Annotated in this window: 22 protein-coding genes; 8 read left to right on the top strand and 14 right to left on the bottom strand. The window is 43.5% G+C overall.

The window, feature by feature from the left end; all coding sequences use genetic code 11:
- The first annotated feature begins 215 nt into the window (after window positions 1-215).
- Both B3S93_RS00255 and B3S93_RS00250 read left to right on the top strand, forming a co-directional pair.
- Window positions 216-1,505, top strand: coding sequence for a PTS transporter subunit EIIC (locus B3S93_RS00255; RefSeq protein ID WP_292401533.1), 1,290 nt, complete (start codon window positions 216-218; stop codon window positions 1,503-1,505).
- A gap of 7 nt (window positions 1,506-1,512) precedes the next feature.
- On the top strand, window positions 1,513-2,310 hold the full coding sequence (locus B3S93_RS00250; RefSeq protein WP_292401532.1) for a putative bifunctional diguanylate cyclase/phosphodiesterase: 798 nt from the start codon (window positions 1,513-1,515) through the stop codon (window positions 2,308-2,310).
- A gap of 57 nt (window positions 2,311-2,367) precedes the next feature.
- On the opposite strand, the gene B3S93_RS00245 is transcribed toward B3S93_RS00250, so the two are convergent.
- Entirely contained in the window at window positions 2,368-3,360 is a 993-nt protein-coding gene (locus B3S93_RS00245) for a catalase family peroxidase (protein WP_292401529.1), read from the bottom strand.
- Between the two features lie 292 nt (window positions 3,361-3,652).
- Between B3S93_RS00245 and B3S93_RS00240 the strand changes: the two genes are divergently transcribed.
- Window positions 3,653-4,396, top strand: coding sequence for a dienelactone hydrolase family protein (locus B3S93_RS00240; protein WP_292401527.1), 744 nt, complete (start codon window positions 3,653-3,655; stop codon window positions 4,394-4,396).
- Window positions 4,397-4,527: 131 nt separating this feature from the next.
- The gene (locus B3S93_RS00235; RefSeq protein ID WP_292401525.1) at window positions 4,528-4,863 is read left to right on the top strand and encodes a hypothetical protein; all 336 of its coding nucleotides are present in this window, start codon (window positions 4,528-4,530) and stop codon (window positions 4,861-4,863) included.
- A gap of 84 nt (window positions 4,864-4,947) precedes the next feature.
- Here the strand turns inward: B3S93_RS00235 and B3S93_RS00230 are convergent, their stop codons facing one another.
- From B3S93_RS00230 to B3S93_RS00195, 8 genes are all read right to left on the bottom strand, one after another.
- Complete coding sequence (locus B3S93_RS00230) at window positions 4,948-5,898, bottom strand: hypothetical protein (RefSeq protein ID WP_292401523.1); 951 nt, start codon at window positions 5,896-5,898, stop codon at window positions 4,948-4,950.
- Window positions 5,895-6,965 (bottom strand): VWA domain-containing protein, encoded by a 1,071-nt coding sequence (locus B3S93_RS00225; protein WP_292401521.1) that lies wholly within the window; start codon window positions 6,963-6,965, stop codon window positions 5,895-5,897. The genes B3S93_RS00230 and B3S93_RS00225 overlap by 4 nt, the downstream gene beginning before the upstream one ends.
- Window positions 6,966-6,971: 6 nt before the next feature.
- A complete protein-coding gene (locus tag B3S93_RS00220) occupies window positions 6,972-7,760 on the bottom strand; it encodes a MotA/TolQ/ExbB proton channel family protein (RefSeq protein WP_292401518.1) in 789 nt (262 codons plus the stop codon).
- Window positions 7,761-7,762: 2 nt separating this feature from the next.
- Complete coding sequence (locus B3S93_RS00215) at window positions 7,763-7,903, bottom strand: hypothetical protein (RefSeq protein ID WP_292401514.1); 141 nt, start codon at window positions 7,901-7,903, stop codon at window positions 7,763-7,765.
- A complete protein-coding gene (locus tag B3S93_RS00210; protein ID WP_292401511.1) occupies window positions 7,900-9,906 on the bottom strand; it encodes a PEGA domain-containing protein in 2,007 nt (668 codons plus the stop codon). Before B3S93_RS00210 ends, B3S93_RS00215 begins: the two co-directional genes overlap by 4 nt.
- The gene (locus B3S93_RS00205; RefSeq protein ID WP_292748297.1) at window positions 9,893-11,236 is read right to left on the bottom strand and encodes a hypothetical protein; all 1,344 of its coding nucleotides are present in this window, start codon (window positions 11,234-11,236) and stop codon (window positions 9,893-9,895) included. The genes B3S93_RS00210 and B3S93_RS00205 overlap by 14 nt, the downstream gene beginning before the upstream one ends.
- A gap of 120 nt (window positions 11,237-11,356) precedes the next feature.
- Window positions 11,357-12,595 carry a hypothetical protein gene (locus B3S93_RS00200; RefSeq protein WP_292356990.1) on the bottom strand — a complete coding sequence of 413 codons (1,239 nt, stop codon included), beginning with the start codon at window positions 12,593-12,595 and terminating at the stop codon, window positions 11,357-11,359.
- Window positions 12,582-13,232, bottom strand: a complete 651-nt coding sequence (locus B3S93_RS00195; protein ID WP_292356992.1) for a hypothetical protein — start codon at window positions 13,230-13,232, stop codon at window positions 12,582-12,584. The genes B3S93_RS00200 and B3S93_RS00195 overlap by 14 nt, the downstream gene beginning before the upstream one ends.
- Before the next feature lie 313 nt (window positions 13,233-13,545).
- Here B3S93_RS00195 and B3S93_RS00190 point away from each other — a divergent pair, with 313 nt between their 5' ends.
- The gene (locus B3S93_RS00190) at window positions 13,546-14,265 is read left to right on the top strand and encodes an SDR family NAD(P)-dependent oxidoreductase (protein ID WP_292401505.1); all 720 of its coding nucleotides are present in this window, start codon (window positions 13,546-13,548) and stop codon (window positions 14,263-14,265) included.
- A gap of 9 nt (window positions 14,266-14,274) precedes the next feature.
- Here B3S93_RS00190 and B3S93_RS00185 read toward each other — a convergent pair whose 3' ends face one another.
- Window positions 14,275-14,730 (bottom strand): hypothetical protein, encoded by a 456-nt coding sequence (locus B3S93_RS00185; RefSeq protein ID WP_292356996.1) that lies wholly within the window; start codon window positions 14,728-14,730, stop codon window positions 14,275-14,277.
- 150 nt (window positions 14,731-14,880) lie between these two features.
- Between B3S93_RS00185 and B3S93_RS00180 the strand changes: the two genes are divergently transcribed.
- Complete coding sequence (locus B3S93_RS00180; RefSeq protein WP_292401502.1) at window positions 14,881-15,210, top strand: hypothetical protein; 330 nt, start codon at window positions 14,881-14,883, stop codon at window positions 15,208-15,210.
- 16 nt (window positions 15,211-15,226) lie between these two features.
- On the opposite strand, the gene B3S93_RS00175 is transcribed toward B3S93_RS00180, so the two are convergent.
- The 3 genes from B3S93_RS00175 to B3S93_RS00165 all read right to left on the bottom strand — a co-directional run bounded on the left by B3S93_RS00175 (window position 15,227) and on the right by B3S93_RS00165 (window position 18,798).
- Window positions 15,227-15,850, bottom strand: a complete 624-nt coding sequence (locus B3S93_RS00175; RefSeq protein ID WP_292401499.1) for a LysE family translocator — start codon at window positions 15,848-15,850, stop codon at window positions 15,227-15,229.
- A 112-nt stretch (window positions 15,851-15,962) separates the two neighbouring features.
- Window positions 15,963-17,336 (bottom strand): Trk system potassium transporter TrkA, encoded by a 1,374-nt coding sequence (trkA, locus tag B3S93_RS00170; protein WP_292357002.1) that lies wholly within the window; start codon window positions 17,334-17,336, stop codon window positions 15,963-15,965.
- Window positions 17,337-17,352: 16 nt separating this feature from the next.
- On the bottom strand, window positions 17,353-18,798 hold the full coding sequence (locus B3S93_RS00165) for a TrkH family potassium uptake protein (protein ID WP_292357004.1): 1,446 nt from the start codon (window positions 18,796-18,798) through the stop codon (window positions 17,353-17,355).
- A 242-nt stretch (window positions 18,799-19,040) separates the two neighbouring features.
- Between B3S93_RS00165 and B3S93_RS00160 the strand changes: the two genes are divergently transcribed.
- Entirely contained in the window at window positions 19,041-20,537 is a 1,497-nt protein-coding gene (locus B3S93_RS00160) for a sensor histidine kinase (protein WP_292357006.1), read from the top strand.
- 58 nt (window positions 20,538-20,595) lie between these two features.
- Entirely contained in the window at window positions 20,596-21,273 is a 678-nt protein-coding gene (locus tag B3S93_RS00155) for a response regulator (protein WP_292401496.1), read from the top strand.
- Window positions 21,274-21,348: 75 nt separating this feature from the next.
- On the opposite strand, the gene gnd is transcribed toward B3S93_RS00155, so the two are convergent.
- On the bottom strand, window positions 21,349-22,809 hold the full coding sequence (gene gnd / locus B3S93_RS00150) for a decarboxylating NADP(+)-dependent phosphogluconate dehydrogenase (protein ID WP_292401493.1): 1,461 nt from the start codon (window positions 22,807-22,809) through the stop codon (window positions 21,349-21,351).
- Between the last annotated feature and the right edge of the window lie 493 nt (window positions 22,810-23,302).

Here is a 23,302-nt window from a genome sequence, read left to right as displayed (position 1 = left end):
TATAGATAATATTTGGCATAAGTTGTGCGTTAAACGACTCATTCAATCCCCCCTTTAAAGATTTTTTCTGGTAGGCGTCACATAAAATTGATTGCCGATCTGATTATATGTAAATATGCTGGAATAATTAGAACATCAGGTTGATGTTAATGGTTCTCACTTTTTCAAATATACATTCAACAAAACCTGATGAATCTAAATAAAAGGAGCCGGGATTGAAAGCACGTTTGCTCTTATGGATGATAGCGACGAGAAACAGCTTTGTCGCACTTTTGCCGCTCACTTTTCTTCGCGTTATTGCCGAACTTATACTGAACTTTCCCTGGCTTTATTATCAGCAGTCAATGGATCATTGGCTTGGTGCAGATTGGCGTGAACCATTAAGACAAATCATCGATAATTCATTTACTTTGTTTGGTTTGTTACTGGCAGCTATCGTCTCTTCCCAACTTGTTTTTCGTATGCCAGGTTTAACCAAACACCGTGAAATTGCCCCTCCATTAATGGTGGCAATCAGTGCGGTAATTAACTTTCTGATCATCACCGTTTCACTACCCAATATTTCTCCAGTTGAGTTCAGTGCAGAAGTTATTCTTATAGGGATTGTTGTTGGGCTGCTTTCAGCCGAACTAATGCTCTGGGCCGCCAGAAAACCCTATCTTGATCTGTTGAACCTGCCTGTTGATACCGATACTACCTTTTATCAAGCGATGCGCTTAAGCCCGTCGATTATTCTTAGCGGAATGATCTTTTTTATAACGGCTCTGATACTGGCTTCAACACCTGATTTTCCCGACTTTACACAACTTATTATTGATTGGGCACATAACAATGAATATGGAACCTGGATTTTAGGTTCCTTTGTCACTTTAATGAACCAATTGTTCTGGTTTGTGGGTCTTCATGGCAGTATCTTCATATACGGTGCAGCGGATGGAGCGCTATTTTTAGCGAACTTGGATGCAGGATTCAATGCTTCATCTCTGGCGTTTAGAGTCCTGTTCAATAACTTTGTGCATTTGGGCGGATCTGGAGCAACGCTCGGCCTATTAATAGCAATTTTTATTGTTACGCGGCGTGGTGCACAGAATAAAATTGCGAAGATTTCTATAGTCCCTTCTCTGTTCAATATTAATGACATATTGATCTACGGATTACCGATTGTATTTAATCCGTTTTACCTGATTCCATTTGTGCTGATACCGGTTCTATTGATGTTGATATCACTGGCCGCTTTGCAGTTTGGATTGATCACTATTTACGATTCCGCAATTGTGGGTTGGACAACGCCCCCTTTATTATCAGGCTGGCTACTGACGGAATCCTGGCGTGGTGTTGCTCTGCAAGTTCTGTTAATCGCTATCAGCACCTTGAGCTACCTGCCCTTTGTGAAAAAAGCTGAAAAACACCGTCAGCAACAGTCTTTAGATGCTTTTACACAGGCATCAGACACGATAATCAAGGTGGGCAATACAAGACAAAAAAATTATTACCCGCCAGGATAAGGTTGGCATGATTGCCCGGGATCTTGCTGTTGATATGCAAAATGCGATTAAACAGAATTCGCTGACACTGGTCTATCAACCCAAGCATGATCGTCAGGGGCAAATCGTTGGTGTTGAAGCCCTGCTTCGCTGGACGCATCCAAGATATGGTTTTATCTCTCCTATTGTGATCATCGCTGTCGCCGAAGATAGTGAATTGATTCATCATCTGGGCCGATGGGTAATCAAGCAGGCTTGTGCCTGCAAAGCTCGCTGGAATGCCGCAGGATATAAAGCATTAACTGTCGCGGTAAATATTTCTCCACTTCAGTTAACAGATAAGGATTTACCTTTTTATATTACGAAATATATTAAGGATTACGGTATATCGGCAGAAGAACTTGAATTGGAAATTACCGAATCTTCTGAAATTCCCGATACCAGCCTGACAGATTTGATTTTACAACAGCTGGTCGAAACCGGTGTGCATCTGGCAATGGATGATTTCGGCATGGGCTATTCATCATTGTTATATATGCGCCGCTTTCAAGTGAATGCAATAAAAATTGATGGTTCCATTACACGGGACGTTCTGGTCAATGACACTAATGCAGATATTGTCAGGACAATATGTTCACTGGGAAAAGCACAAAGAGTGCATGTGGTGGCAGAATACGTGGAAACCAAAGAACAACGCGAAGTGTTGTCTGAAATGGGCTGCGATATTTTTCAAGGCTATTATCACAGCCCACCAATAGCAGAATCGAATTGTTTAAACTATTTCCAATTGCACAATGGTTTAGTCCAGGGAAAACTTTTGATTTAACAATAAAATAAGGCTTGAGCGAACACCCCTTACTCAAGCCTTATTTATACCAACTAATTATGGATTTAGTCTTCTACCAAAACTAATTGCATAACTCACAGGGCGAGCTAAAAGAATAGGATCGTCTGTTGGGCTTATGCCTTCCGGGATAGCCAACGGGTTAAACATATTAGCTTTTGCATAACTTTCACCGTCCGTCATGATTTCAGTAAGCGTCAATGTTCCGAGCTTCACTATTTTTCTCTCTGTTGGCCACACAACTGTAGGATCAGTGATTACATCTCCCTCTTCAGCTATTTGCAGGGCAATTGTAAACTTAGCCGCGCCAGTATCATTTAATCTCTCTGGCAATTCATCCTGTAGATAATTGTTAGCAGCGTTTTTTCGTTCTTCATCTGAAAGGTACTCTGTGCCATTCACCGGAGTAATGAGGTAACGGCCATAAACGGTTTTACCTTGTTCATTTTCAAATTCAAATGCATTAATGCCATGGAATTTTTCAGTGGCATAACTCACTGGAGCGGGCTTAGGTAATTGCACAAAGGTTAGCGTTTCGGGATGTTGTTCCAGAAAAGCTTCTATTGGTGTCGGTTTAGCTTGTGAGTTTGCCGAATCTTTGATGGCTGTTAATAATCCAAGAAAATCTTCAGGTGTCTTGACTGGGAATCGTTCTACCGAAATCACCACCATATCGGTATATTCCTCTTCCGGTAACATAAACCTTATCGCCATGCCTTTAGGAAAACCATCCGGGCTTGAATCCGCGATATCGGGCACACCGCTGGCGTTTGAAAACCGAACCACCACATCTGTTTTAGGGGTATTAAAGTGAGGTGCATAGGTGATATCAGAGGCTTCTTTCGATGCTTCAAAATAACCAGAAGCCATGATCCCTTTCGCATGATTAGTACGTATTCCTGGATGAGGGCCACCGGCAAGCTCCGAGAGTGTATCAACCAGTCTTTCGGTGACTGGCAGTTCATCGGCACTCAGCGTATAAGACGACATAATGCACAGTAGCAAACCGATATTAAGAATTATTTTTTTCATATGACTTTCCTTGTAGATAAATTAAGCAACAACTTTTATGACGTGTGGTACGGCGATATTCCAACAGTTAATTATTAAGGTTTTACGATGCTGACCACTTTTTTTAATCTCTATTTCAATTGCTTGACGTCATTCAATCAAACACAGACGAATATTAATCTACTTTAAAGTCGCTGAGCATCAGTATTTGGCAATATTATTGAGCGTAAGATTAGATTAATCAGGCCGCTGAAAATGATTAGTCGTTGTACAATAGTCCATTATTTTTCTATCCAACTTCAAGGGAGCTTTCATGAAGATTCAAAGCCATTTTGCCGATCTTGATACACCTACTGGTGTGATGCGTACCTATATTCATCGTCCTGTTGGTGAAGGCAGCTACCCTGTAATTTTTTTTTATTCCGAAATTTTTCAGCAAACCGGCCCGATTGAGCGTGCGGCCAGATTAATGGCCAGTCATGGTTATGCCGTATTAGTCCCCGAAGTATTCCATGAGCTAAATCCGATTGGTACGGTGCTGGGTTATGACGATGCCGGTCGCGATAAAGGCAATGCCGATAAAGAAAACAAAGATGTGCAGGGCTATGACACCGATAACGAAGCGTTAATCAAATTTGCCAAGCAACAATCCTGGTGCAATGGTCAATTTGGAGCGATGGGTTATTGCATTGGCGGTCATCTGGCTTTTCGTGCAGCACTGCAACCTGAAGTGAAAGGCACTGCTTGTTTTTATGCTACCGATTTACATATTCAGAAGATCCCGAATAAACCGGGTCAACACAGTATGGAACGTCTGGCAGATATCAAAGGCGAATTGCTGATGATCTGGGGCAAACAGGATAACCATGTTCCCTCAGAAGGCCGCACACTGATCTACAGCAAACTCAACGAAACAGACATTCCGTTTACCTGGCATGAATTCAATGCCGAACATGCGTTTATGCGTGATGAGGGTGATGGTGGCCGTTATGATGCCCAAACAGCACAGATTGGTTATCAACTGGCGTTGAATCTGTTTAGCAGAACGTTGCGTTAATTAAACTGTTTCGTTCCCACGCAGAAGCATGGGATCGAGATTCAACGGCTAAATATGGCTCCCATGCTCAGCGTGGGAGCCTATTTGAATCTGAGTCTCCGAAGATATCACTTAACTGAGCTGTCCATCGAATGAATAACACAGCTAAATCGGTCTATACCCTGTTCAATTGGAATATTCTGATCCTGCCGACCGATGAGGAAATATTTGTTGGTTTGTGCAATCGACCTGAAACGGTTCCACCCTTTGCGCCACCCGATGCAGCAGATGATTTATTGCCTTTTATCCTGCAAAACAGTAGTGCCATATCAGAATTCAACGATAAAACCGGCGTCGGATTTGATAGTGATGGCAGTCGTTATGTATTGATTGGCAAAGCTTCCGATCCCACCGGTATGATTCGTTTTAGTGTCGGGCAGATGATGAAGCCGGATGAAATTCGCTGGAAGTACGAGTTTATTGATTAGACCATTTGCGTTACCACGCAGGTGTGTGTGAACGAGATCTTACCGTTTCTGGCTCCCATGGTTACCCGTGGTAAGCCCTATCCTCTAGGGCGGTAATGCAATATAAGTACCGTCATTACGTTTGGTCAACTCTCGCATCAATATGCTGAATCTGTCAGTACTGTTAACGGATAAAAAGCCTACACCGTGAATTTTGGCTAGTCGTCGCCCATCGCTGAGTTGCTTGTTCTGTTTGGTTAACCGATCAATAACCGGATCATACGATGAGCCGGTGTAATCATCGCCAAATACATAGATTGAAGTAGTGATATTGGGTTTGGCATATTTTCTCAACGCCATTTCTATGCCTTCCACTGGACTACTGTTGGATACCACTGACCAATTCTCAAACATTTTGATGGCACTGTTTCGTGTAGAGGGCGTATCAGGCATCCAGCGACCATCGTAGCCGGAGATCATCGATGTGCCCATATCATTTAATATCTGGAAGCCTTTCACTTCAGGGTGAATATTCAACACATTCACCACTTCTCTGGATACCCGTGACCAGATCTGTTTCATACTGCCAGACGTGTCGATAATGAACACCACATAATCGCTGTCAACCGGAATACCGCCTACTTCTGCGGAACGCTTATCAGCAGATTTCCTTGGCGTTGGCAAAGCCGCCTGCCTTAGGCGTGATTCCACCAGACTCAGTCCCGAAATACTTTCTTCCAGTGCGGCATTTTTTTGTTGCAGTGCTTTGAGCTGATTTTCCAAAGAAGATTCGGCCTGAGCAATAGCCTGTTTTTCACCCGATAAGGCTTCTAACGTCGAAAGCTCCTGTTCAATTTGCTGACTTACTTCAGCCACCGAGTTTTCCAGACCAATCAACGAGGCCAGTAAACTGCTGATATCATCGGCACCAGCAGTGGAAACATCGACATCGGTTTTAGAGATCAATATCAACATGACGACGGCCCCAAACCCACAGGAAATCACGTCCAGAAAAGACAGACTGAATATATCGATGCCTTTTCTACGATGTTTCATGGCCAGTTACTCGCCGGACTGATCAGTAATCCGCCGGTGGTGGCAGCCCAAATCCAATATTGATTCACGGCATCGGGATCACCTTCTAGCGGCAGCATAATAACATCGACCTGTACGCCCCGCTTCCCGCTTTCGTTGATGGTTTGCTGAAACAATTTCACTCGGCATTCACCCGAAATCGTCTGCGCATTACCGGTAAGCGAACTACAACTGGAGAAAGGATTCAGACTACGATATTGCGATTCACCTTTGGTCGGTAAACCGTCAGTAATCACGTAGAGGTTGGTTGGTGAAAACTGATTTACGGTATTCAAACCTTTTTGCAGGTTCGTTGCGCCTTCGGGGACAATGGTATTTAACTCACTGATGATTGATGCAGTCGTTTGTGATGCACTGGCTTTTTGCCAACCTTTTTTATCACCTAATACCTTGGCATCTTCACTAAAAGCCACTACCACTACGTCACTGTTCTCCGGTGTTCGTGCCAGCAACCATTCAACAACCTTTTTAGTGCGTTGCCATTTGGCGGCATTCTTTTTGTTTTGCTGGGAACTGCTTTTGGTGCGAATAATATCAATCAGTTTTTCATTGGTCATTGAAGCGCTGGTATCAACCAGAATCGCTATTTTGGGGCCTTCAACTTTCAGTCCTAACAGATAGTTTTCTTCATTGATACGAGGAGCTTCAACCAAATCCTGTTGTTTTTGTGGCACTTTAATGGAGGTAATACTGGATTTAAGTTCATCCAGTTCACTTTCAGATCGTTGGACTTGCTGACTCTGACTCGCCAGTGTCGACTGCTTTTCATCCAGTTGTTTTTTTAACGCCTGATAACGGGCATTTTCACTGCTTAACTGTTCTCTTATTTGATCCAATGTGGTCTCAGCATCATCCCTCACCTGTTCAAGCTGACTGATATCCTGTTTAAGATTATCGATTTCAACCGGGGTTTCATCAATTTTCTGTTTGACCAGCATAAACACAAGGATAACCGCGCCGAGGCCACAGGACATGATATCCAGAAATGCCAGACTGGAACCTTCGGTTTTTTTTCGTCGGTAGGCCATTTGCTGTTAGCGAATGCGTCTCAACAGGTATTTGTCGCAATAGCTTTGGGTATCGACAATCTGGCTGTCCTGCATGCGTTGTAGTTGATGGAACAAAAACATCAGAAAGATACTGATCAACAAGGCGACCAACGTCGAATTAAATGCCAGACCAAGACTATCAGTCATGCCGGAAATATCGCCAGCAAGTGCTTGATCAGCTTGTGAAAGCGCCTGACCGATACCACGCACTGTGCCAATAAAGCCGATAGAGGGAATGGCCCAGATCAGATAGCGGATCATGGAGTTTTCAGAGTCTTGTTTTACAGCCAATGCTTCAAGATTACTTTCAATGGCATCTGACAGGTTTTGCACATTGTTGGTCGAGCTGTAACGCCATAATGAGGCGCGTAAAGTCTGAACCAGTGGCGAGGAGATTAAATCCTGGGGAATCTCACTATCCAACCGATGAATAATACGGTTTACATCCAGTTCTTTATGCTCGGATTTATCAATTAGTTGCTCATTATTGTTGGTTGGATCCTCAATTAAATCAACGCTATACAGGTATTTTGTTTTGAGAATCTCACGGTATGAACTGGCAATTAAAAAACAGCCCCAAAACATCAGAATAAAACAGATTTCCTGTTCGTAGTCTTTGATGATAACCACAATATTACGTGGTGATGATTGCTGCTGTTGTAAGGCAAGTTCAACCAGTTGTGCAGCCTCTGGCCGGATAAAGCCGATATAAATCATGTGCACCACAATGATCGATACGATCAAGGCGGCAAAGCTTTTCATCAGATCATTCATCTTCAGATATCCACTGGGAACGAAACGGGGGAGTTCAGACTGATAACCGATTTACCTGCCCAGGCATTGTGAATCATCAACGATAAGACCACTAACAACATGATTGAAGCCCCAATCAGTAAAATTCTTTTGAATAGCATCATTCATTCCCTCCAGATAAAAATCGGCCGATTCTAAAGCCCAGAATATCGCGACCCAGCTCTGCACCATCGCGGTAGGACGCTCTTAATTCACTGAGTGATCCAGAACGCCAGTTTGCGCCTTTTATCACACGCATTGCTATGGTTGAAGTATCAAGAACCTGTGGATAAACGGTATCCAGTTTCGGCACCGTTAGTGAGTAACTGTCGTGAGTCCATTCGCTGACATTGCCTCCCAAATCGTAAAGCCCAGACTTTTCTCGGTCAAAGCTCTTCACTGGAGCAATACCGGTATAACCATCATAAAATCTTGGCACATATAGCTTCACACTGCCTTTGGCAGATTCATCGGCAATATTCACGGCTTTGGTTGGGATGGTTTTATCGTTGCCCCAGACGAACAAAGTTTGTTCGGGTTTACCAGCTTTTCGAGCCAGCCATTCCCACTCCGCTTCCATTAATAATCGATAGCCATCAGCATTGCTATTAATTTGATTCAGCTGATTGCCTTGCAGCTGGTAAACGGGGGTTAAACCTTCCTGCTGGCTTAACCAGTTGCAGAATTTGACCGCTTCCAGCCAGCTCAAATTAGTGATCGGTAATTTGCCATCGCCAGATTTACTGCTATCAAATTGCTGGAACTCAGCGTTAGTCACTTCATGTGTGCCGGCATAAAAAGGTCGGTTGAGTCGGACCTGTTTTAAAAACTCGTTGGCACGTTGCCCCGGCTCATCTCTTCCTGCCCCCATTTTAATAATGTCGTTGGGGAAAAACAGTGCCATTTCACCACCGGCTTTGGTTTTATACACTCTCGGAGCTTCAGCTTTTCTGGCTTGTGCCTCGGGGAGTAAAGTAACGGATATTCTTTGTGGTTCACTCGCCGTTGGAGTAATGCTTTTCGAGATCGTTCGATATTCCTGCAGGCTGAACTGTACATCATGAGGAACGGCATTTAATTCCAACTCGATTGGCGTATTTCCTACCGCTTTTCCATCAATTTTCACTTCAGCAGTTGGCGTGGATAAAATTTCCACCTTACCCATTTCTTTTTGCAGAGTGAGATCAAGGGTTCTTTTTTCATTGGTGTCCAAAGTGAACGTTTCAGTTTTGGAGAAAAATCCCGGCTTTGAATAGTGCAACCGGTGCTGTTTACCCGCTTCAACCGAAAGGCGATCCTGATTATCGATTCGCAGCCCATTCAATGTCAGTTGACCACCTGAGGGTTGAAGATTTAACCGTACACCCGCCGTTTCTGCAGATAAACGATAGTTTCTTTCTATCGTCGGGCTGGGATTTTTTATCTCAATGGTTTCTTCGGTGGTTTCATATTTTTGCAGTGTTAACTGCACATCATGAAAACCGCCTTGCAGTGGTACGGTGAGCGGTGTTTTGCCAACTTCAACAGCATCTACCTTTACCATTGCGCCAATTGGCACCGAATTTACAACAAACTCTCCCTGCAGCGGTTGCAGTTCAACATCCCGGGTTTCTGTTTCACCACGGCTGAGTGTCAGATCGAGCGTCGTCATTTGATAATGTGGATGCTTTGCAATGAGCTGATGGTCGCCCGCAGGGAGTTCGTACTCAAGATGATTTGCTACTGCAATGATTTCATCGTCTATCAGCCATTGCGTGAGATTATCGTCAAGCGATGTGGACAATATAATCTTAGCTGGCAACGGGGTTAATGTAACCGTAATGACTTTGCCAGTATCAGCTCGTTCAATGGTTTTTCTGAGAGGGTAAAAGCCTTTCGCCGTTACTTGAATTTGGGTGGATTCAGCAAGCGAATATACTGAATCCAAAATAACCATTGCCAGCCAGGAATCGGCGTTAATTGATACATCAGAAGCATCATCCGGCTGAACCTCAACACGGGTCCCCCTTGATGCAAAGATTACTGTCACTATAATCAGGAAAACCAGCACAAATATCGTCAATAACCACAGATACATTCTGTGCTGACGTTTACGGGCAAGTTCCAGCTGCTGATTAAATTGGCTCATCACATACCAGTGTCAGACTAAAACGGTTTACGTCGTAGGGAATAGTAACTTCAACTAACTTTGACTTGTAACCCTGGCGTTTACCTTCAAAAGTATATTGGCCGGGTTTAAGCTGAATCACTTTTGAATCAACCACACCCACATTGCCAACACCCCGCACCAGAATATGTGTTTGATTATCGGAGCGGACTTCAACAGGAACAGTCTGGTTCACTGCGGTTAATACCGTTTCCAGTTCACGACTTTTACGGGTCAGCGAGAGGCTTTGATTACGATATGCTGCGGCAGCATTAATGGCAGCACGTGCCTGCTCTGCCAGTTGGCTGTTTGACAGTCGATAAGGCGATTTCAGGTAGTCATCGATCTGTTTATCCAATGACAATATGTTATTGGCCATGGTCAGTTTTTCTGTGGCCGATTGGTTATTGGGGTTTTCCTTAACCACCTGCTCAAGATTGGTTTTTACAGCTTGCCAGTTATCATTAGACTCTGCCTTTGCCGCGTTGGTCAGACCCGACTGAATCCGCTGGTTTTTTTCATATTGTTGTATCGCAGTATTTACATCACTCAGTTCGACTCGATTGGAGTAGATATTTCGCGCCTGACTCAATGCTGATTTGGCCGCTTCAATGCGACCATCATCAATCGCAGCATAGGATTGGGAGATAAGCGATTGAAATTTTTGATTATTAAGTGTGGTTTGTAACGCCTGAGCACGTTGCTTCAACGCTTCTCTTTCTGGCGTCAGCGTTAATAACTGGTTGATTAATCTCAGCTCGGTCTGGGGATTATTTTCGACATTAGCGACTTCAATTTGCTCAACTAAAGATGCAATCTCCGGTAATTGCTCAATTCTTTCTGCTAACGCCGAAGCCTGATTAGAACTACTATCCAACATCAATGCTTTTGAAATTGCTGTTTTAGCTTGTTCATACTGATTGTCATCAAAAGCCTGTTGAGCGTTTTGCATGGCCGATTCAAATTGATTCTGGCTGTCTGAAATAGCAGTTTCAGCCAGTTTAATCAAAGCATCTAATGTCGCATTAGCCTGAGCATATTTCGCTTCACCAAACTGTTCTATTGCAGCACTTTCATTTGCATTTAAACGATCAGCCAGCGGTTCATTCCACTTTGGCAGATCGATCTTGTTTAACTCGGGTTTAATTGTATTTTCAAAATGGGCATAGGCTTCGAGATATTGCTGACGCAAGGTTTCACTGTCCTGGTTGCCATTTTCCTGAGGTGAGCTTTCAACAATATCCAGTGGCTGCTCAGTTTCGACGCTAGTGGAACGGGTTTTGGGGACTGACGCCCACAAAATTAACGCCACGCAAAACACGCTCAGCAAAATGATAATAAGCAGTGTTTTGAAGAATAATTTTCGTTTAGCGAGTTTAGCCTCAGCGATTTTCTGATGGATCATGATCTATGGCTGAACCTCAAGCGAAATTTAGAGCTGTACATCAGGCGTGGCTTCTAATTGATACATCCGGTTCAAAAAATCTCGCCATTGGCGGAACTGCTCATCAATATCACCCGTTAACTCGACTGATTCTTCTTCATAAGTCATCACCTGTGGTGCCATTTCCAAGTTCACCGATTCTCCTAACTCGTTTAATGCCTCCTGATGAAACTTGGCTTCCTCACGAGATTTAAAGCCACTGCTGATCAGCACTGCACCGCCAACACCACCGGCAACAGTCGCAAGATCACGGGCAAAACGCGGGTCGTTGGAACTGCCTGACGTAGCGGCAGCAACGGCGGCACCGATTAAAACTGCCCCGCCAATCATTTTCCAGATGCTTTTGGTTTTAGCTTCTTTGCGTAATTGCATTTCTGTGGCACTGGCTTCCTGCCATGCCAGATAGCTGTCATCCATTTGCTGGGAAAATGCACTGTAATTCTGCTGCAGATTATCTACAAATAACTGTTCACGAACCTGAATCGATTTGACTCTTTGAAACATTGGGTCAGCATCACTCGGCATACTGACCAGCTTAATTTGTTGACCACTGGTATCGAGATACTCCATAAAGGCCTGTTCATTGAAACTGGCGGCGAAACGCAGATCGTTAATATTCTGCAGTTGCGCCAGTTCGCTTTGCTGTTGTTTAAGCAGGGCTTCAATTATCGCCTGGGCCGCTTTATCAAAAGCGGGATCATAGGGGTCTTTGCCGTCATTTCTCGGATTTTTGTAAAAACCTTCACCAACCTCATATTCAATGGTGTCGTTTAACCACTGCTTACCACTGGCATCAACCACATTGAGGCTAAATTCAAGCTCTTGACCATTTGATTCAATGATCTCGCCGACAGCAAATAAATCACCTGAAGCAGTGCTGTTGGGGGCTACCCGAACCGCACCAAACTTACCACTTTCATCTAAAGCCGTTTTTAATTTATAAGCAAATCGATTGGCTTCTGCTCGTCTCAATTCAGGCCAGATACCTTCTTCTTCATATTCAGCTGCTGAATCGGAAAGCCCTGGCGAAAAGACCGGAATAATGACGTCAAGTTTAACGCCCTGGTAGGGTATTTCTTTGTTTTGTTCCTGGGCCGAGGCCAGTTGTGGACCGGTTTTTAAATTACCTGAGGATGACGTAGTTGCACATCCCGTTAGTACATGGGTCAGGATAATAAGATAGATAAGAAACCTGGAGGGGGCTCTAAATGACTCAGTCTTCAACAATGTTCATCCCCTTATATTTACGATATTCATTCCAGAGTTTCTTTTTAATCTCTGGATCTTGTTCAGCTTCCGCAGCCAGTCTGATTTGTGCAGCAATGGCATCGTCGTTATTGGCGGATGGAATGTCTTCCGGGATAGCACCGTTATCTGCACCTCCCGAAGATACCACTGCCGCACCATTGCTATCAGTTTGTTCAACTGAATCTGCTGTGCCGGCCTGAGCTGGCATCGAGCTTTCCATTTCTGTCTCAGCTTCAGTACCCTGCATTTCCTGGCTGGCGACTGAGTGATTACCAGCATTACCACCCTGATTTTCTCCACCGCCTTGCTCGCCACTATCTCCACCATCACTGCCAGCCGCAGACGTATTATTTGGATCAGACAAATTGCATGACTCAAAGCGGTTAACCGAATCAAAAAAAGCTTTTTCCATTAATGCTATTCTTTCTGCGCGAGTAAGCTCCGGGTTATCACTGTAACGAATTTCCGCTTCACCGCAGTCCTCATTCGCCTCAACGGCCTCTTCTGCATTTATGTTGAAACTTGCTGTTAAAACAATCGGGAAAATAATAGATAAGGTTTTATTCATTGAGAATAAAGACAATAAATCCTGGTAACGAATGGTGAATTTTTTCATAGAAATAGCACTAATCCATTCATAATTTTTTCAGAAAACCTGAGTCAATATAGTTTATAGAGCATTTGTCAGTAGAAGGCAGTAATAAGTTTTCACTGCTTTATATAGCGCACATTATTAAACAGTAAACCATTGTTCATGAATGCAGAATGAATAGTCTAATTGTTTCGCAATTTATAAAGCATTTAAATGGATATCAGGAATGGCTCTCAGTTAAAAGGTCGTTACTTGTGTTCCCACGCAGGAGCCGTGGGAACACAAGTAAAAAATTTTTAACACACAAAATTCACATCATCAGGCGCATACTCAACAAATGAAAACATATGCTCTCGTTATTGGCGGCAGTGGGCAGATTGCTCAGGCCATCATTGAAAAACTATTAACTTACTTAACTGCTGAAAATATTGTGGTGGTTAGTCGTGGACCACAACCCGATAAGTTTGCTGGTGTCATCTGGTATCAGTCTGAATATGACGAAACAAGTATGGGCAACCTGGCGATGCAGTTTTACGACCAGCAACGTAACTTTGAAAAGGTCTTTATCTGTCACGGCATCCTCCATGATGAATCAGTAAAACCGGAAAAACGTCTCGAACAACTTACAGCAGCCTCCATCAACCATGTGTTTAATATCAATACAATTACCCCGGTGCTTTGGCTGAAACAGCTTTTACCAGTGCTTAAACATGCTGAAACCTGTCAGGTGACCATCTTCAGCGCACGGGTTGGCAGCATTAATGATAATCACATGGGGGGCTGGTATAGCTATCGCGCCAGCAAGGCAGCGTTGAATATGCTGTTAAAATCCACCGCCATTGAATATGCCCGTCGCGCCAAAATGGTAAAGTTACTGGCATTTCATCCCGGTACCACTGACTCTCCACTATCTCGTCCGTATAATACAAACGTGCCTGACGATAAATTATTCACCCCGGATTTTGTTGCCGATAGATTGTTTGAAATTCTAAAGGGTTTGCCAGCCGACGGTGAATTGTCATTTCTGGATTGGCAAGGAAAAAACATAGACTGGTAAACAGGTTTTTTACATATCCTGTTTCCGTTCACGTGCATTCAATCTGTCGTAGGCTTCTTTCTCATGATGAATATCACTGATTAAGCCCCGGTGCATAGCCACTGAAATAGCTTCCTGATTCTGAAACCGGCCTCCTTCCTTAAACAGCAAATCAAGCAAATCCCGGGCAGGCATATCCAGATATTTCGATAACTCCTGTGATTCATTGGAAAATTTTTCCAATACTTCCGGGTGTTGTTGCTGAACATTTAATATCGCCAGATTATCAATAATAGCCAGTTCTTTCGCTGTTGGCAGACTCAGACCATTATCCTGAACAAACCTTAAACTGGTCAGCCCTGTCAGCTGATGAAAGGTGTTCTGCACCAGATTCAGATCGGCATTTCGCCCAGCCAGGGCAACCCTCAACCATTTCAAACGATGACGGGCCAGCACTATCATGCTTTGTTCTATTTCTTTGCTCATAGACTTCAGCTCCTTTGGACTTCCTGCACCCTTGTTAGCATAGCAATGCCCTGTCATACAAGCCATTCCTATTAGACTGGTATTATTCTGCAGATAATATGTCATGATGATTCAAAATATTTAGCAGGTTTTAGTAGTGGGGTATGTCAGATGAAACACTTAGTCATGATGACTTTTGCCTTAACTTTCGTTGGTTCGGTCCAGGCAGAAAATCTGGAGCATGGAACCATTACCAGCTGTGCCTATCAGGCAGGTACTGCCTATGAAATCCAGAAAATCCGTCAGACCGAAGGCGACGACTGGGAAACGTTTGAAACAAAAATCAAATCGATTTACAAAGACTCTCAAGGCCGTGATGATTTATTGCAAATTGCCAAACAGGTATTTATCCAGCCCCCCTGTAAATCAGCGGATTTTATCCATGATCAAATATTTGATGCCTGTGTTAAAAGTCAACAAGGCACTGAGTCAATTTACTGATTTTCAGCGTTTTGACTCAATGAGTTAGCCCTATCAAAAGATTACACGCCAACACAACAAAAATCAGTGCTGTCGTGCGACTGAGATAAACCTGAGCATTGGGTTTTCTTTTAAGCCAGTCGCCAAGCTTTGAAGCTAATATAGAAATACCACTAAAGATAAAGAGTGAAACAACACCAAACATAGCCCCGAGCAATATAATTTGTGGCGTAATCGCACCATAGTTTGAACTGGCAAACTGTGGCAGAAAAGCCAAAAAGAAAATACTGACTTTGGGATTAGTTACATTCATCACAATGCCGCGAAGATATAAGTTGGCATCACTCAATACTACGCCCTTACCTGATAATTCTTGTGTCTGGCTGTTAAGAATCTGCCAGGCCAGGTAGACCAAATAGATTGCGCCGATTATTTTCAACGCACTCAACGCCCAGTCAGAAGTTTGCATAATAGTGGCAACACCGAATGCCACTAAACAGGTGTGAAAAACCAAACCTGTACATAGACCTAAGGTAATCAGAATGCCACTGCGTTTACCATAAAGTGCTGACTGGGTAAGCACAAAAATATTATCTGGCCCCGGAGCCAGGGCCAGCAACGCTGAAGTAAAAATAAAAACCGCATAGACTTCAATTGGCATGCGTTAGAAAATCACAAACATTGTTTCATTATCTAGTTGAACTTTTAGGCAAAAAGTAAATATTAAAGACGGATGATACAAACTGAAGCTCCTACATCTCTAATAAACTGATTTACAGAAACTCAAATCCTACTTGAAACAGTTTTTCAACCTCATCGACATCCTGCTGTTCGGTCAAAAAGATGACCAGATGATCGCCGCTTTCAATCTGAACATTTTTTTCGGCAAACAAAATCTTTTCTTTGCGTAATATCGCTCCAACGGTCGCCGTTTTAGGCAGTTTGAGTTCTGAGAGTTTACGCCCCACTACTTTCGAGGTTTGCTTATCGCCATGTGCCACGATCTCTATGGCTTCTGCAGCACCCTGTCTTAACGAATGTACGGTAATCACATCACCACGACGAATATGGGTCAATAGGGTCCCAATGGTGATTTGTGCAGGCGATACGGCAATATCAATACTGGTTCCTTCAACCAGTTCAACATGGCTGGCCTTACTGATAATGGAAAAGGTTTTGCGAGCTCCCAGGCGCTTCGCCAGCATCGCAGACAAGATATTGGCTTCGTCGTCGTTAGTCACAGCGCAAAATACATCCGTTTTATGAATATATTCTTCTTTAAGCAGGCTGGCATCACCCACATCACCATGCAAAACCAGGCTGTGATGCAGTTCTTCGGCGATAACCCGTGCACGATTTTCATTATGTTCGATAATTTTAACGTTATGTGACTTTTCCAGCCGCTGTGCCAGTTGTTTACCAATCTGTCCGCCACCGGCAATAAATATTCGTTTATAGGGTTGGTAATCTTTTTTGAATACTTTTACCAGCTCACTGATTTGATGTTTTTCGGCCAGAAAAAACACTTCATCCTCGGCCTGTAACGTGATTTTTCCTCCCAATGAAATAGCACTTTCATTTCGGAAAATGGCCGCGATACGCATTTGTATTTTAGGAAGCAGATCCAGCAAATCATGGATGGCTTTACCATCCATAATACTCCCGGCATCCACTCTAACGGCAACCAGTCGAGCACGATCTTCAAAAAAGGTCAGAACCTGCAAGACTTCAGGTTGCTCAATTAGATGGGTAATGTAATCAGTGACTAATTGCTCAGGACTGATAATGACATCAATTGGCACAGCATCCAGCGCAAATAAAGCCGGATATTCCAGATAATCTGCGGCACGTATCCGCGCCAGTTTTTTGGGCGTATTAAATAGTGAGCTGGCAATCTGACAGGCAATCATGTTGATTTCATCATTATGGGTGACCGCGATCAGCATATCGGTGTCTTTGATGCCCGCTTTTAACAAGGTTCCGGGGTGTGCTGCATATCCCACCACCGTGCGAATATCCAAATGTTCCTGCAATCGCTCCAGCAATACCGGATTCTGATCAATCACCGTGACATCGTTACCTTCATTGACCAGACTTTCTGCCGTCGAACTGCCGACCTGTCCCGCACCCAGAATAATAATTTTCATCTGCAAAACCTCTCTGTTAATTGCGCCAATAGGCTGGCAGAAATAGAATCAACAAGGTGAACACTTCCAGGCGTCCTACCAGCATTGCGAAGATCCCGAGCCATTTAACCGTGGCATCCATTGTGGCAAAATTCGAGGCAACCTCTCCTAAACCCGGGCCCAGAAGATTGATCGTTGCAACCACTGCCCCAAAAGCTGAAATCAAATCAAGGCCGGCTGCCATCATTGCAACTGTCAGCATCAATGCTGTGACAATATAAAGCACATAAAAACCCCAAATCGAAAACAATACTGTTTCAGATATTGGCCGTTTTCCCAACTTCACCACAGATACGGAGCGAGGATGCACCAATAACTCGAGTTGCCGTAAACCCAGTTTCGCCAGCAACATGATACGCATAACTTTAATGCCACCTGCGGTTGAACCGGCACATCCACCAATAAATGACAAAATCACCAGAATTAACGGGATGTGTAATGGCCATTCCGCGAATACCGCCGTACCAAAACCGGTACTGGTCATAATGGAAGCCACCTGAAACGCAGCATAACGAAGCGCTTCCCATCCGCCAGAATACACCCCGGCGAAATACAGGCTTATCGCAATAAAAATACTGGCAAACACAAACAATAATCCAAAAGTTCTTACTTCCGGATCTTCGGCATATGAAGATATTAGCTTGCGTCTTAACACTAAAAAATGCACGGCAAAGTTCACCCCGCCAGCTAACATAAATACGATTGCGATAGCTTCAATAAGTGGACTGTTAAAATAGCCGATACTGTCGTCATGAGTAGAAAAGCCTCCGGTTGCCACGGTAGTAAAGGCGTGGCCTACCGCATCGAAGAAACTCATCCCTGCAAACCAGTAAGCTAACGCACAACACACCGTAAGTAACAGATAGATCAGCCACAGGGAACGGGCAGTTTCAGCGATTCTGGGTGTCATTTTTTCATTTTTGGCAACGCCGGAAGTTTCCGCTCGATACAGCTGCATGCCCCCGACGCCTAATAAAGGCAGAATGGCGACCGCCAGAACGATAATCCCCATGCCGCCTAACCATTGGATTTGTTGTCGATGATATAAAATTGATTGGGGTAATTGATCTAACCCAACAATAACGGTCGCGCCCGTGGTGGTAAATCCTGAAATGGATTCGAATACCGCATCGGTAAAACCCAGATGCAGACTGAGGTAAAAGGGTAAAGCGCCGACCAGCCCCAATATAAACCAGAAGAGTGTCACGACCAGAAAGCCATCACGAACGGATAATTCCTGACGTTGATGATAGTTGCTTAGCCACAACGATAATCCCAATAAAAACACAATCAGGCTGGACCCGATAAAGGTTATCCATTGTCCATCGCTGTAGATCCATGAAACGATTAATGAAGGCAGAAAGCTGAGACTGTAAAACATCAACAGCAAACCAAATAACCGGATGATGGCTCGCCAATGCATTAGCTTACGACCTCAATCAAAAATGTAAGCCAAGCAACACACGGTGTAATATGCCTTTGAAACAACTTGGTAAAACTTAACATCAGTCTATTCATCCCTATAATCAACGTGAATGGATTATTGGTTTCAGGAGACTGAAAGTCAGCTAAAAAAAAGATAAAAATTTTATATAAATTTTACTTTTTTAAATGCGATTTATTGTTAAAACAACTTTAAGAATTTTCCAGAAAAAGCGATCAGCTATGCGTTTTCTTCCAACTAATACTCCGCTCAAACATTATCTGCTCGCGATCGGATTGATTTTTGTGATCGTGTTGTTTGCCCAGGTGCTTAACCGTTATCTGCCCTACACCAGTCTGTTATTACTGTTTCTGGCGGGTGTGTTGCTGATATCAGCCAAAACCAGTTTTGGTCCGGCTTTATTAAGCAGCTTGTTCAGCTTTATGGCTTTCAATTACTTTTTTACTGAGCCTTATTACACTTTTAATATTCTGCACAAAGCGGATGTCGCCACATTAATTATATTTTTGATGGTGGCATTGATGACGGCACATTTAGCGACGCAAATGCGCGAAGCTATAGCCAAGCAGGAAATGGCATTAAACCGGCTGTCTCATTTCTATGAGTTCAGTCAAAAGCTCTCTTTCGCGACCAACACTGAAACCACTATCGAAATTTTATTGGAGGCCTTACGGCGAGTTCTGAGCAATGATGGTCGTGTGGTGATTGCCATTCAGCAGGAGTCTAAATTGATTTTGCACCCGGAGGGCATATCGAGTGGTCATCCTGGTGAAGAAGTTTTTAAATTAATGCTATCCAAACATCTGGACGGTGAAACCTGGCACAAGGGATGGTTGTTTTTTCCACTTAGCTGGGATGGCAGACAGCTTGGCCTGGTGGCCATTAATGAACGCATTAATGACAAGCAAATTACGGCTACAGAAACGTTCTGCCAGCTAACCGCAGTGGTATTACACCGTACCATGCTGGTGGCGGAACTCTCACAAACCAAATTACTGGCAGAAACAGAACAACTACGTGCCACATTACTTTCTTCAGTTTCACATGATTTACGTACCCCCCTCTCTTCCATTATCGGGGCGAGTTCGTCATTACGTGAATATGCTCAGCATTTATCGACTGATGATCAGCAGCTGCTGATCCAGACCATTGAAGATGAAGCGCACAGGTTGGACCGTCATATTCAGAATCTGCTTGATATGACTCGTCTGAGCCAGGGTAAACTGAACCTGAATCGTGAATGGATGGATATCGACGATCTGATTAACGGTGCTATAAGACGGTTGGGCCATCAATTAGATAATGTGCAATTCGAGCTTGAATTAACAGAAGATACCCCGATGCTTTATGTTCAGGGTTTAATTATCGAACAAGCCATTTTCAATCTGCTTGATAATGCCATTCGCCATAACACAGCAGAATTGGCAATAAAGTTAATCGTTCAGCATGATGACAATTGGATAACGCTGGATATTATCGATAACGGACCGGGTATTGCCGATACTGAAAAGGAAAAAGTATTCAATATGTTTTACAGCCTTGCTCAAGGTGATCGACACGAATCCAGTTTACCGGGCACTGGAATGGGCCTGGCAATTTGCCGCGGCATGGTTGAAGCGCATGGTGGCGAGGTGATGGCATTGGATAATCCATATGGCAAAGGCACGATGATGCGGATCAAGCTACCAAATAACCAAGGGGCTGTTGATCTGTCATAGCCGCCAGCAGTGGTGAATATGAAAGATCAATAAGTCCTAACCTCCACAGAGTATTTACATGGCCACAATATTACTCATAGAAGACGAAGCTCAGATTAAGAAATTTTTGAGGATCAGTCTTGAAGCACATCATCATGTGGTGCTGGAAGCCAGGCTCGGTGAACAAGGATTAGCCATTATGGTCGAACAAAAGGTTGACCTGTTGATTGTGGACTTAGGTTTGCCGGATATGGATGGACAGGATGTTATAAAAGCATTACGTAAATGGTCACAGATCCCGATTATTGTTCTGTCTGTTCGATCCAGCGAAGATGAAAAAGTGCAGGCATTGGATGCCGGTGCTAATGATTATGTCACCAAACCGTTTGGCATCAGTGAGTTGATGGCTCGGGTTAGAGCGTTACTGAGAATAAGTGACAATACTGTAGCTTCTAGCAGTAAACGTGAAATCAATGGCCTGTTTATCGATTTAGCGGAATATCAGGTCAAACTGGATGACAGAATAATTCATTTATCTCGTAAAGAATTCGAGTTGCTTCGATTACTCACAGAACAGCCAGGGCATATCCTGACCCATCGTTTTTTAACCCAGACCATCTGGGGTGAAAGCTTTGTTGATGAAACACATTATTTACGTGTTCTGGTACGCCAGTTACGCCATAAACTTGGTGAAGAACCTATACAACCAAGATTTATTGAAACCGTTCAAGGTGTGGGATACCGGTTTAAAGTTTAAATTAAAAAACTCATTTCACCTTAAATCTACCTCAATGATATGACAGGAGCCATATCACTGAGGCGTGAAACACATTCAGACATCGTAGTTGCTGGAAGATATATTTCCACCGCGTCCTGTCCAGTTGGTGTGAAAAAATTCACCTCGGGGTTTATCGAGTCGTTCGTATGTATGGGCACCAAAATAATCGCGTTGTGCCTGTAACAAATTGGCTGGCAAACGTTTACTGCGATAACCATCATAAAATGACAAAGCACTGCTGAAGGTAGGTACCGGCACACCAACGTCAATCGCTGTAACGACCGCTTTTCTCCAGCCCGGCAATGCTTCGCTGATGGCGTCAATAAAGAACTCATCCAGCAATAGGTTCTGCAAATTCGGATTCCGCTCAAAAGCGTCACGGATTTTGGATAAAAACTGGCTCCGAATAATACAGCCACCACGCCACATCATCGCAATACCGCCATAATTCAACTCCCAACCATAAGTTGCCGCTGCTTCACGCATTAACATATAGCCTTGGGCATAGGAAATGATTTTGGAGGCATAAAGTGCATCCCGAACGGCATCAATCATTTCACGTTTATCACCAGTAAAAGCAACCGCCTTAGCCGGTAATACGCGAGATGCCGTAACCCGTTCATCTTTCAACGCTGACAAACAACGGGCAAATACCGCCTCACCTATCAATGTTAAAGGCGTGCCTAAATCCAATGCATTCATGCCCGTCCATTTTCCGGTACCTTTTTGACCTGCGGTATCCAGAATATGATCGATTAACAAACTGCCATCAGGTTCTTTTACTTTAAGAATGTCGCGAGTAATTTCAATCAGATAGGAATCCAGCACACCATCATTCCATTCGGCAAAGACTTGCTGTATTTCGTCCCCCGACAGGCCCATGCCTTCTCGCATCATCTGATAAGCTTCACAAATCAGTTGCATATCGCCATATTCAATACCGTTATGCACCATCTTCACATAATGGCCTGCCCCATCATTTCCTACCCAGTCACAGCAAGGCTCACCATCAACCTGCGCAGAGATTGATTGGAATATATCTTTTATTGCTGGCCAGGCAGCCTTGTTGCCCCCCGGCATTAAAGATGGTCCATGTCGGGCCCCCTCTTCACCACCAGACACACCACTGCCAATAAACAGAATCCCTTGCTGATGTAATTCCTGAGTACGGCGATCGCTGTCATTAAACAAAGAGTTACCACCATCTATGATAATGTCACCTTTCTCCAGATACGGTAAAAGTTGCTGGATAAAGCTGTCGACCACATCCCCTGCCTTTACCATCAACATAACCCTCCTGGGCCGTTGCAATGATTCAGTAAACGCTTTCAAATCGTGACAGGCAATAATTCTGGAACCATTTGCAGGGCCCTGCATGAACTCGTCTACTTTCGTGGCTGTTCGGTTGTAAACAGCAACGGTAAAACCTTTATCGTTCATATTTAAAGCCAGATTCTGGCCCATGACAGCAAGTCCGACGATACCAATGTCAGCGGTTTGACGGGTTGTTTTCATATGATTAAATCCCTATATAGTTTTGTTGTAGTGGCTTAGTTGTTCAGGGTTGCCACAATACTCACAACGGATTAACCTGCAAAACAGTTTATTCATACAAAAACAATCGATAAAAACGATTAATATCCATAAAAAAATGTGACGGAGTTAACATTTTTGGATTATTGTCAGCATTTATTGCGCAGAAAGTGTGACGTGGTTATCATTTTTTTGCGGGAAATCGTTATTTTGTTTAAATAACTTTAAATTAAGAGTCTGAATTAACGGCTCCAAGCTGTTGTAAATTCATGGGTTTTCTGTTTTCCTTAGGTGTTGACGGGTAAAGTTTCCTGTGAAAACAGGAATTATTCATTTACGGTAACTGGGGTTGTAAGAGTAATAATAAATATGTGACTTACCTGTTAGTTCAATATTGGCCTAACGGAAAACAAAGATGTTGATAAGATCAGGGAGATATCGATATGACAAGTTATTACCTAGATTCAAATCCTAA

The organism is Methylophaga sp. UBA3613, from assembly GCF_002375415.1.
Classification (GTDB): domain Bacteria; phylum Pseudomonadota; class Gammaproteobacteria; order Nitrosococcales; family Methylophagaceae; genus Methylophaga.
The sequence above is the reverse complement of the archived record's forward strand: the minus strand, read 5'-3'. Positions and strand labels throughout refer to the sequence as shown.

Coding starts and splice junctions, on each gene's coding strand:
- B3S93_RS00220 (WP_292401518.1), bottom strand. CDS start 7,760: ATGAATGATCTGATGAAAAGCTTTGCCGCCTTGATCGTATCGATCATT.
- B3S93_RS00190 (WP_292401505.1), top strand. CDS start 13,546: ATGAAAACATATGCTCTCGTTATTGGCGGCAGTGGGCAGATTGCTCAG.
- B3S93_RS00175 (WP_292401499.1), bottom strand. CDS start 15,850: ATGCCAATTGAAGTCTATGCGGTTTTTATTTTTACTTCAGCGTTGCTG.
- B3S93_RS00180 (WP_292401502.1), top strand. CDS start 14,881: ATGAAACACTTAGTCATGATGACTTTTGCCTTAACTTTCGTTGGTTCG.
- B3S93_RS00155 (WP_292401496.1), top strand. CDS start 20,596: ATGGCCACAATATTACTCATAGAAGACGAAGCTCAGATTAAGAAATTT.
- B3S93_RS00185 (WP_292356996.1), bottom strand. CDS start 14,730: ATGAGCAAAGAAATAGAACAAAGCATGATAGTGCTGGCCCGTCATCGT.
- B3S93_RS00210 (WP_292401511.1), bottom strand. CDS start 9,906: ATGAGCCAATTTAATCAGCAGCTGGAACTTGCCCGTAAACGTCAGCAC.
- B3S93_RS00250 (WP_292401532.1), top strand. CDS start 1,513: ATGATTGCCCGGGATCTTGCTGTTGATATGCAAAATGCGATTAAACAG.
- B3S93_RS00245 (WP_292401529.1), bottom strand. CDS start 3,360: ATGAAAAAAATAATTCTTAATATCGGTTTGCTACTGTGCATTATGTCG.
- B3S93_RS00225 (WP_292401521.1), bottom strand. CDS start 6,965: ATGGCCTACCGACGAAAAAAAACCGAAGGTTCCAGTCTGGCATTTCTG.
- gnd (WP_292401493.1), bottom strand. CDS start 22,809: ATGAAAACAACCCGTCAAACCGCTGACATTGGTATCGTCGGACTTGCT.
- B3S93_RS00165 (WP_292357004.1), bottom strand. CDS start 18,798: ATGCATTGGCGAGCCATCATCCGGTTATTTGGTTTGCTGTTGATGTTT.
- B3S93_RS00195 (WP_292356992.1), bottom strand. CDS start 13,232: ATGAAAAAATTCACCATTCGTTACCAGGATTTATTGTCTTTATTCTCA.
- B3S93_RS00215 (WP_292401514.1), bottom strand. CDS start 7,903: ATGATGCTATTCAAAAGAATTTTACTGATTGGGGCTTCAATCATGTTG.
- B3S93_RS00230 (WP_292401523.1), bottom strand. CDS start 5,898: ATGAAACATCGTAGAAAAGGCATCGATATATTCAGTCTGTCTTTTCTG.
- trkA (WP_292357002.1), bottom strand. CDS start 17,336: ATGAAAATTATTATTCTGGGTGCGGGACAGGTCGGCAGTTCGACGGCA.
- B3S93_RS00160 (WP_292357006.1), top strand. CDS start 19,041: ATGCGTTTTCTTCCAACTAATACTCCGCTCAAACATTATCTGCTCGCG.
- B3S93_RS00235 (WP_292401525.1), top strand. CDS start 4,528: ATGAATAACACAGCTAAATCGGTCTATACCCTGTTCAATTGGAATATT.
- B3S93_RS00240 (WP_292401527.1), top strand. CDS start 3,653: ATGAAGATTCAAAGCCATTTTGCCGATCTTGATACACCTACTGGTGTG.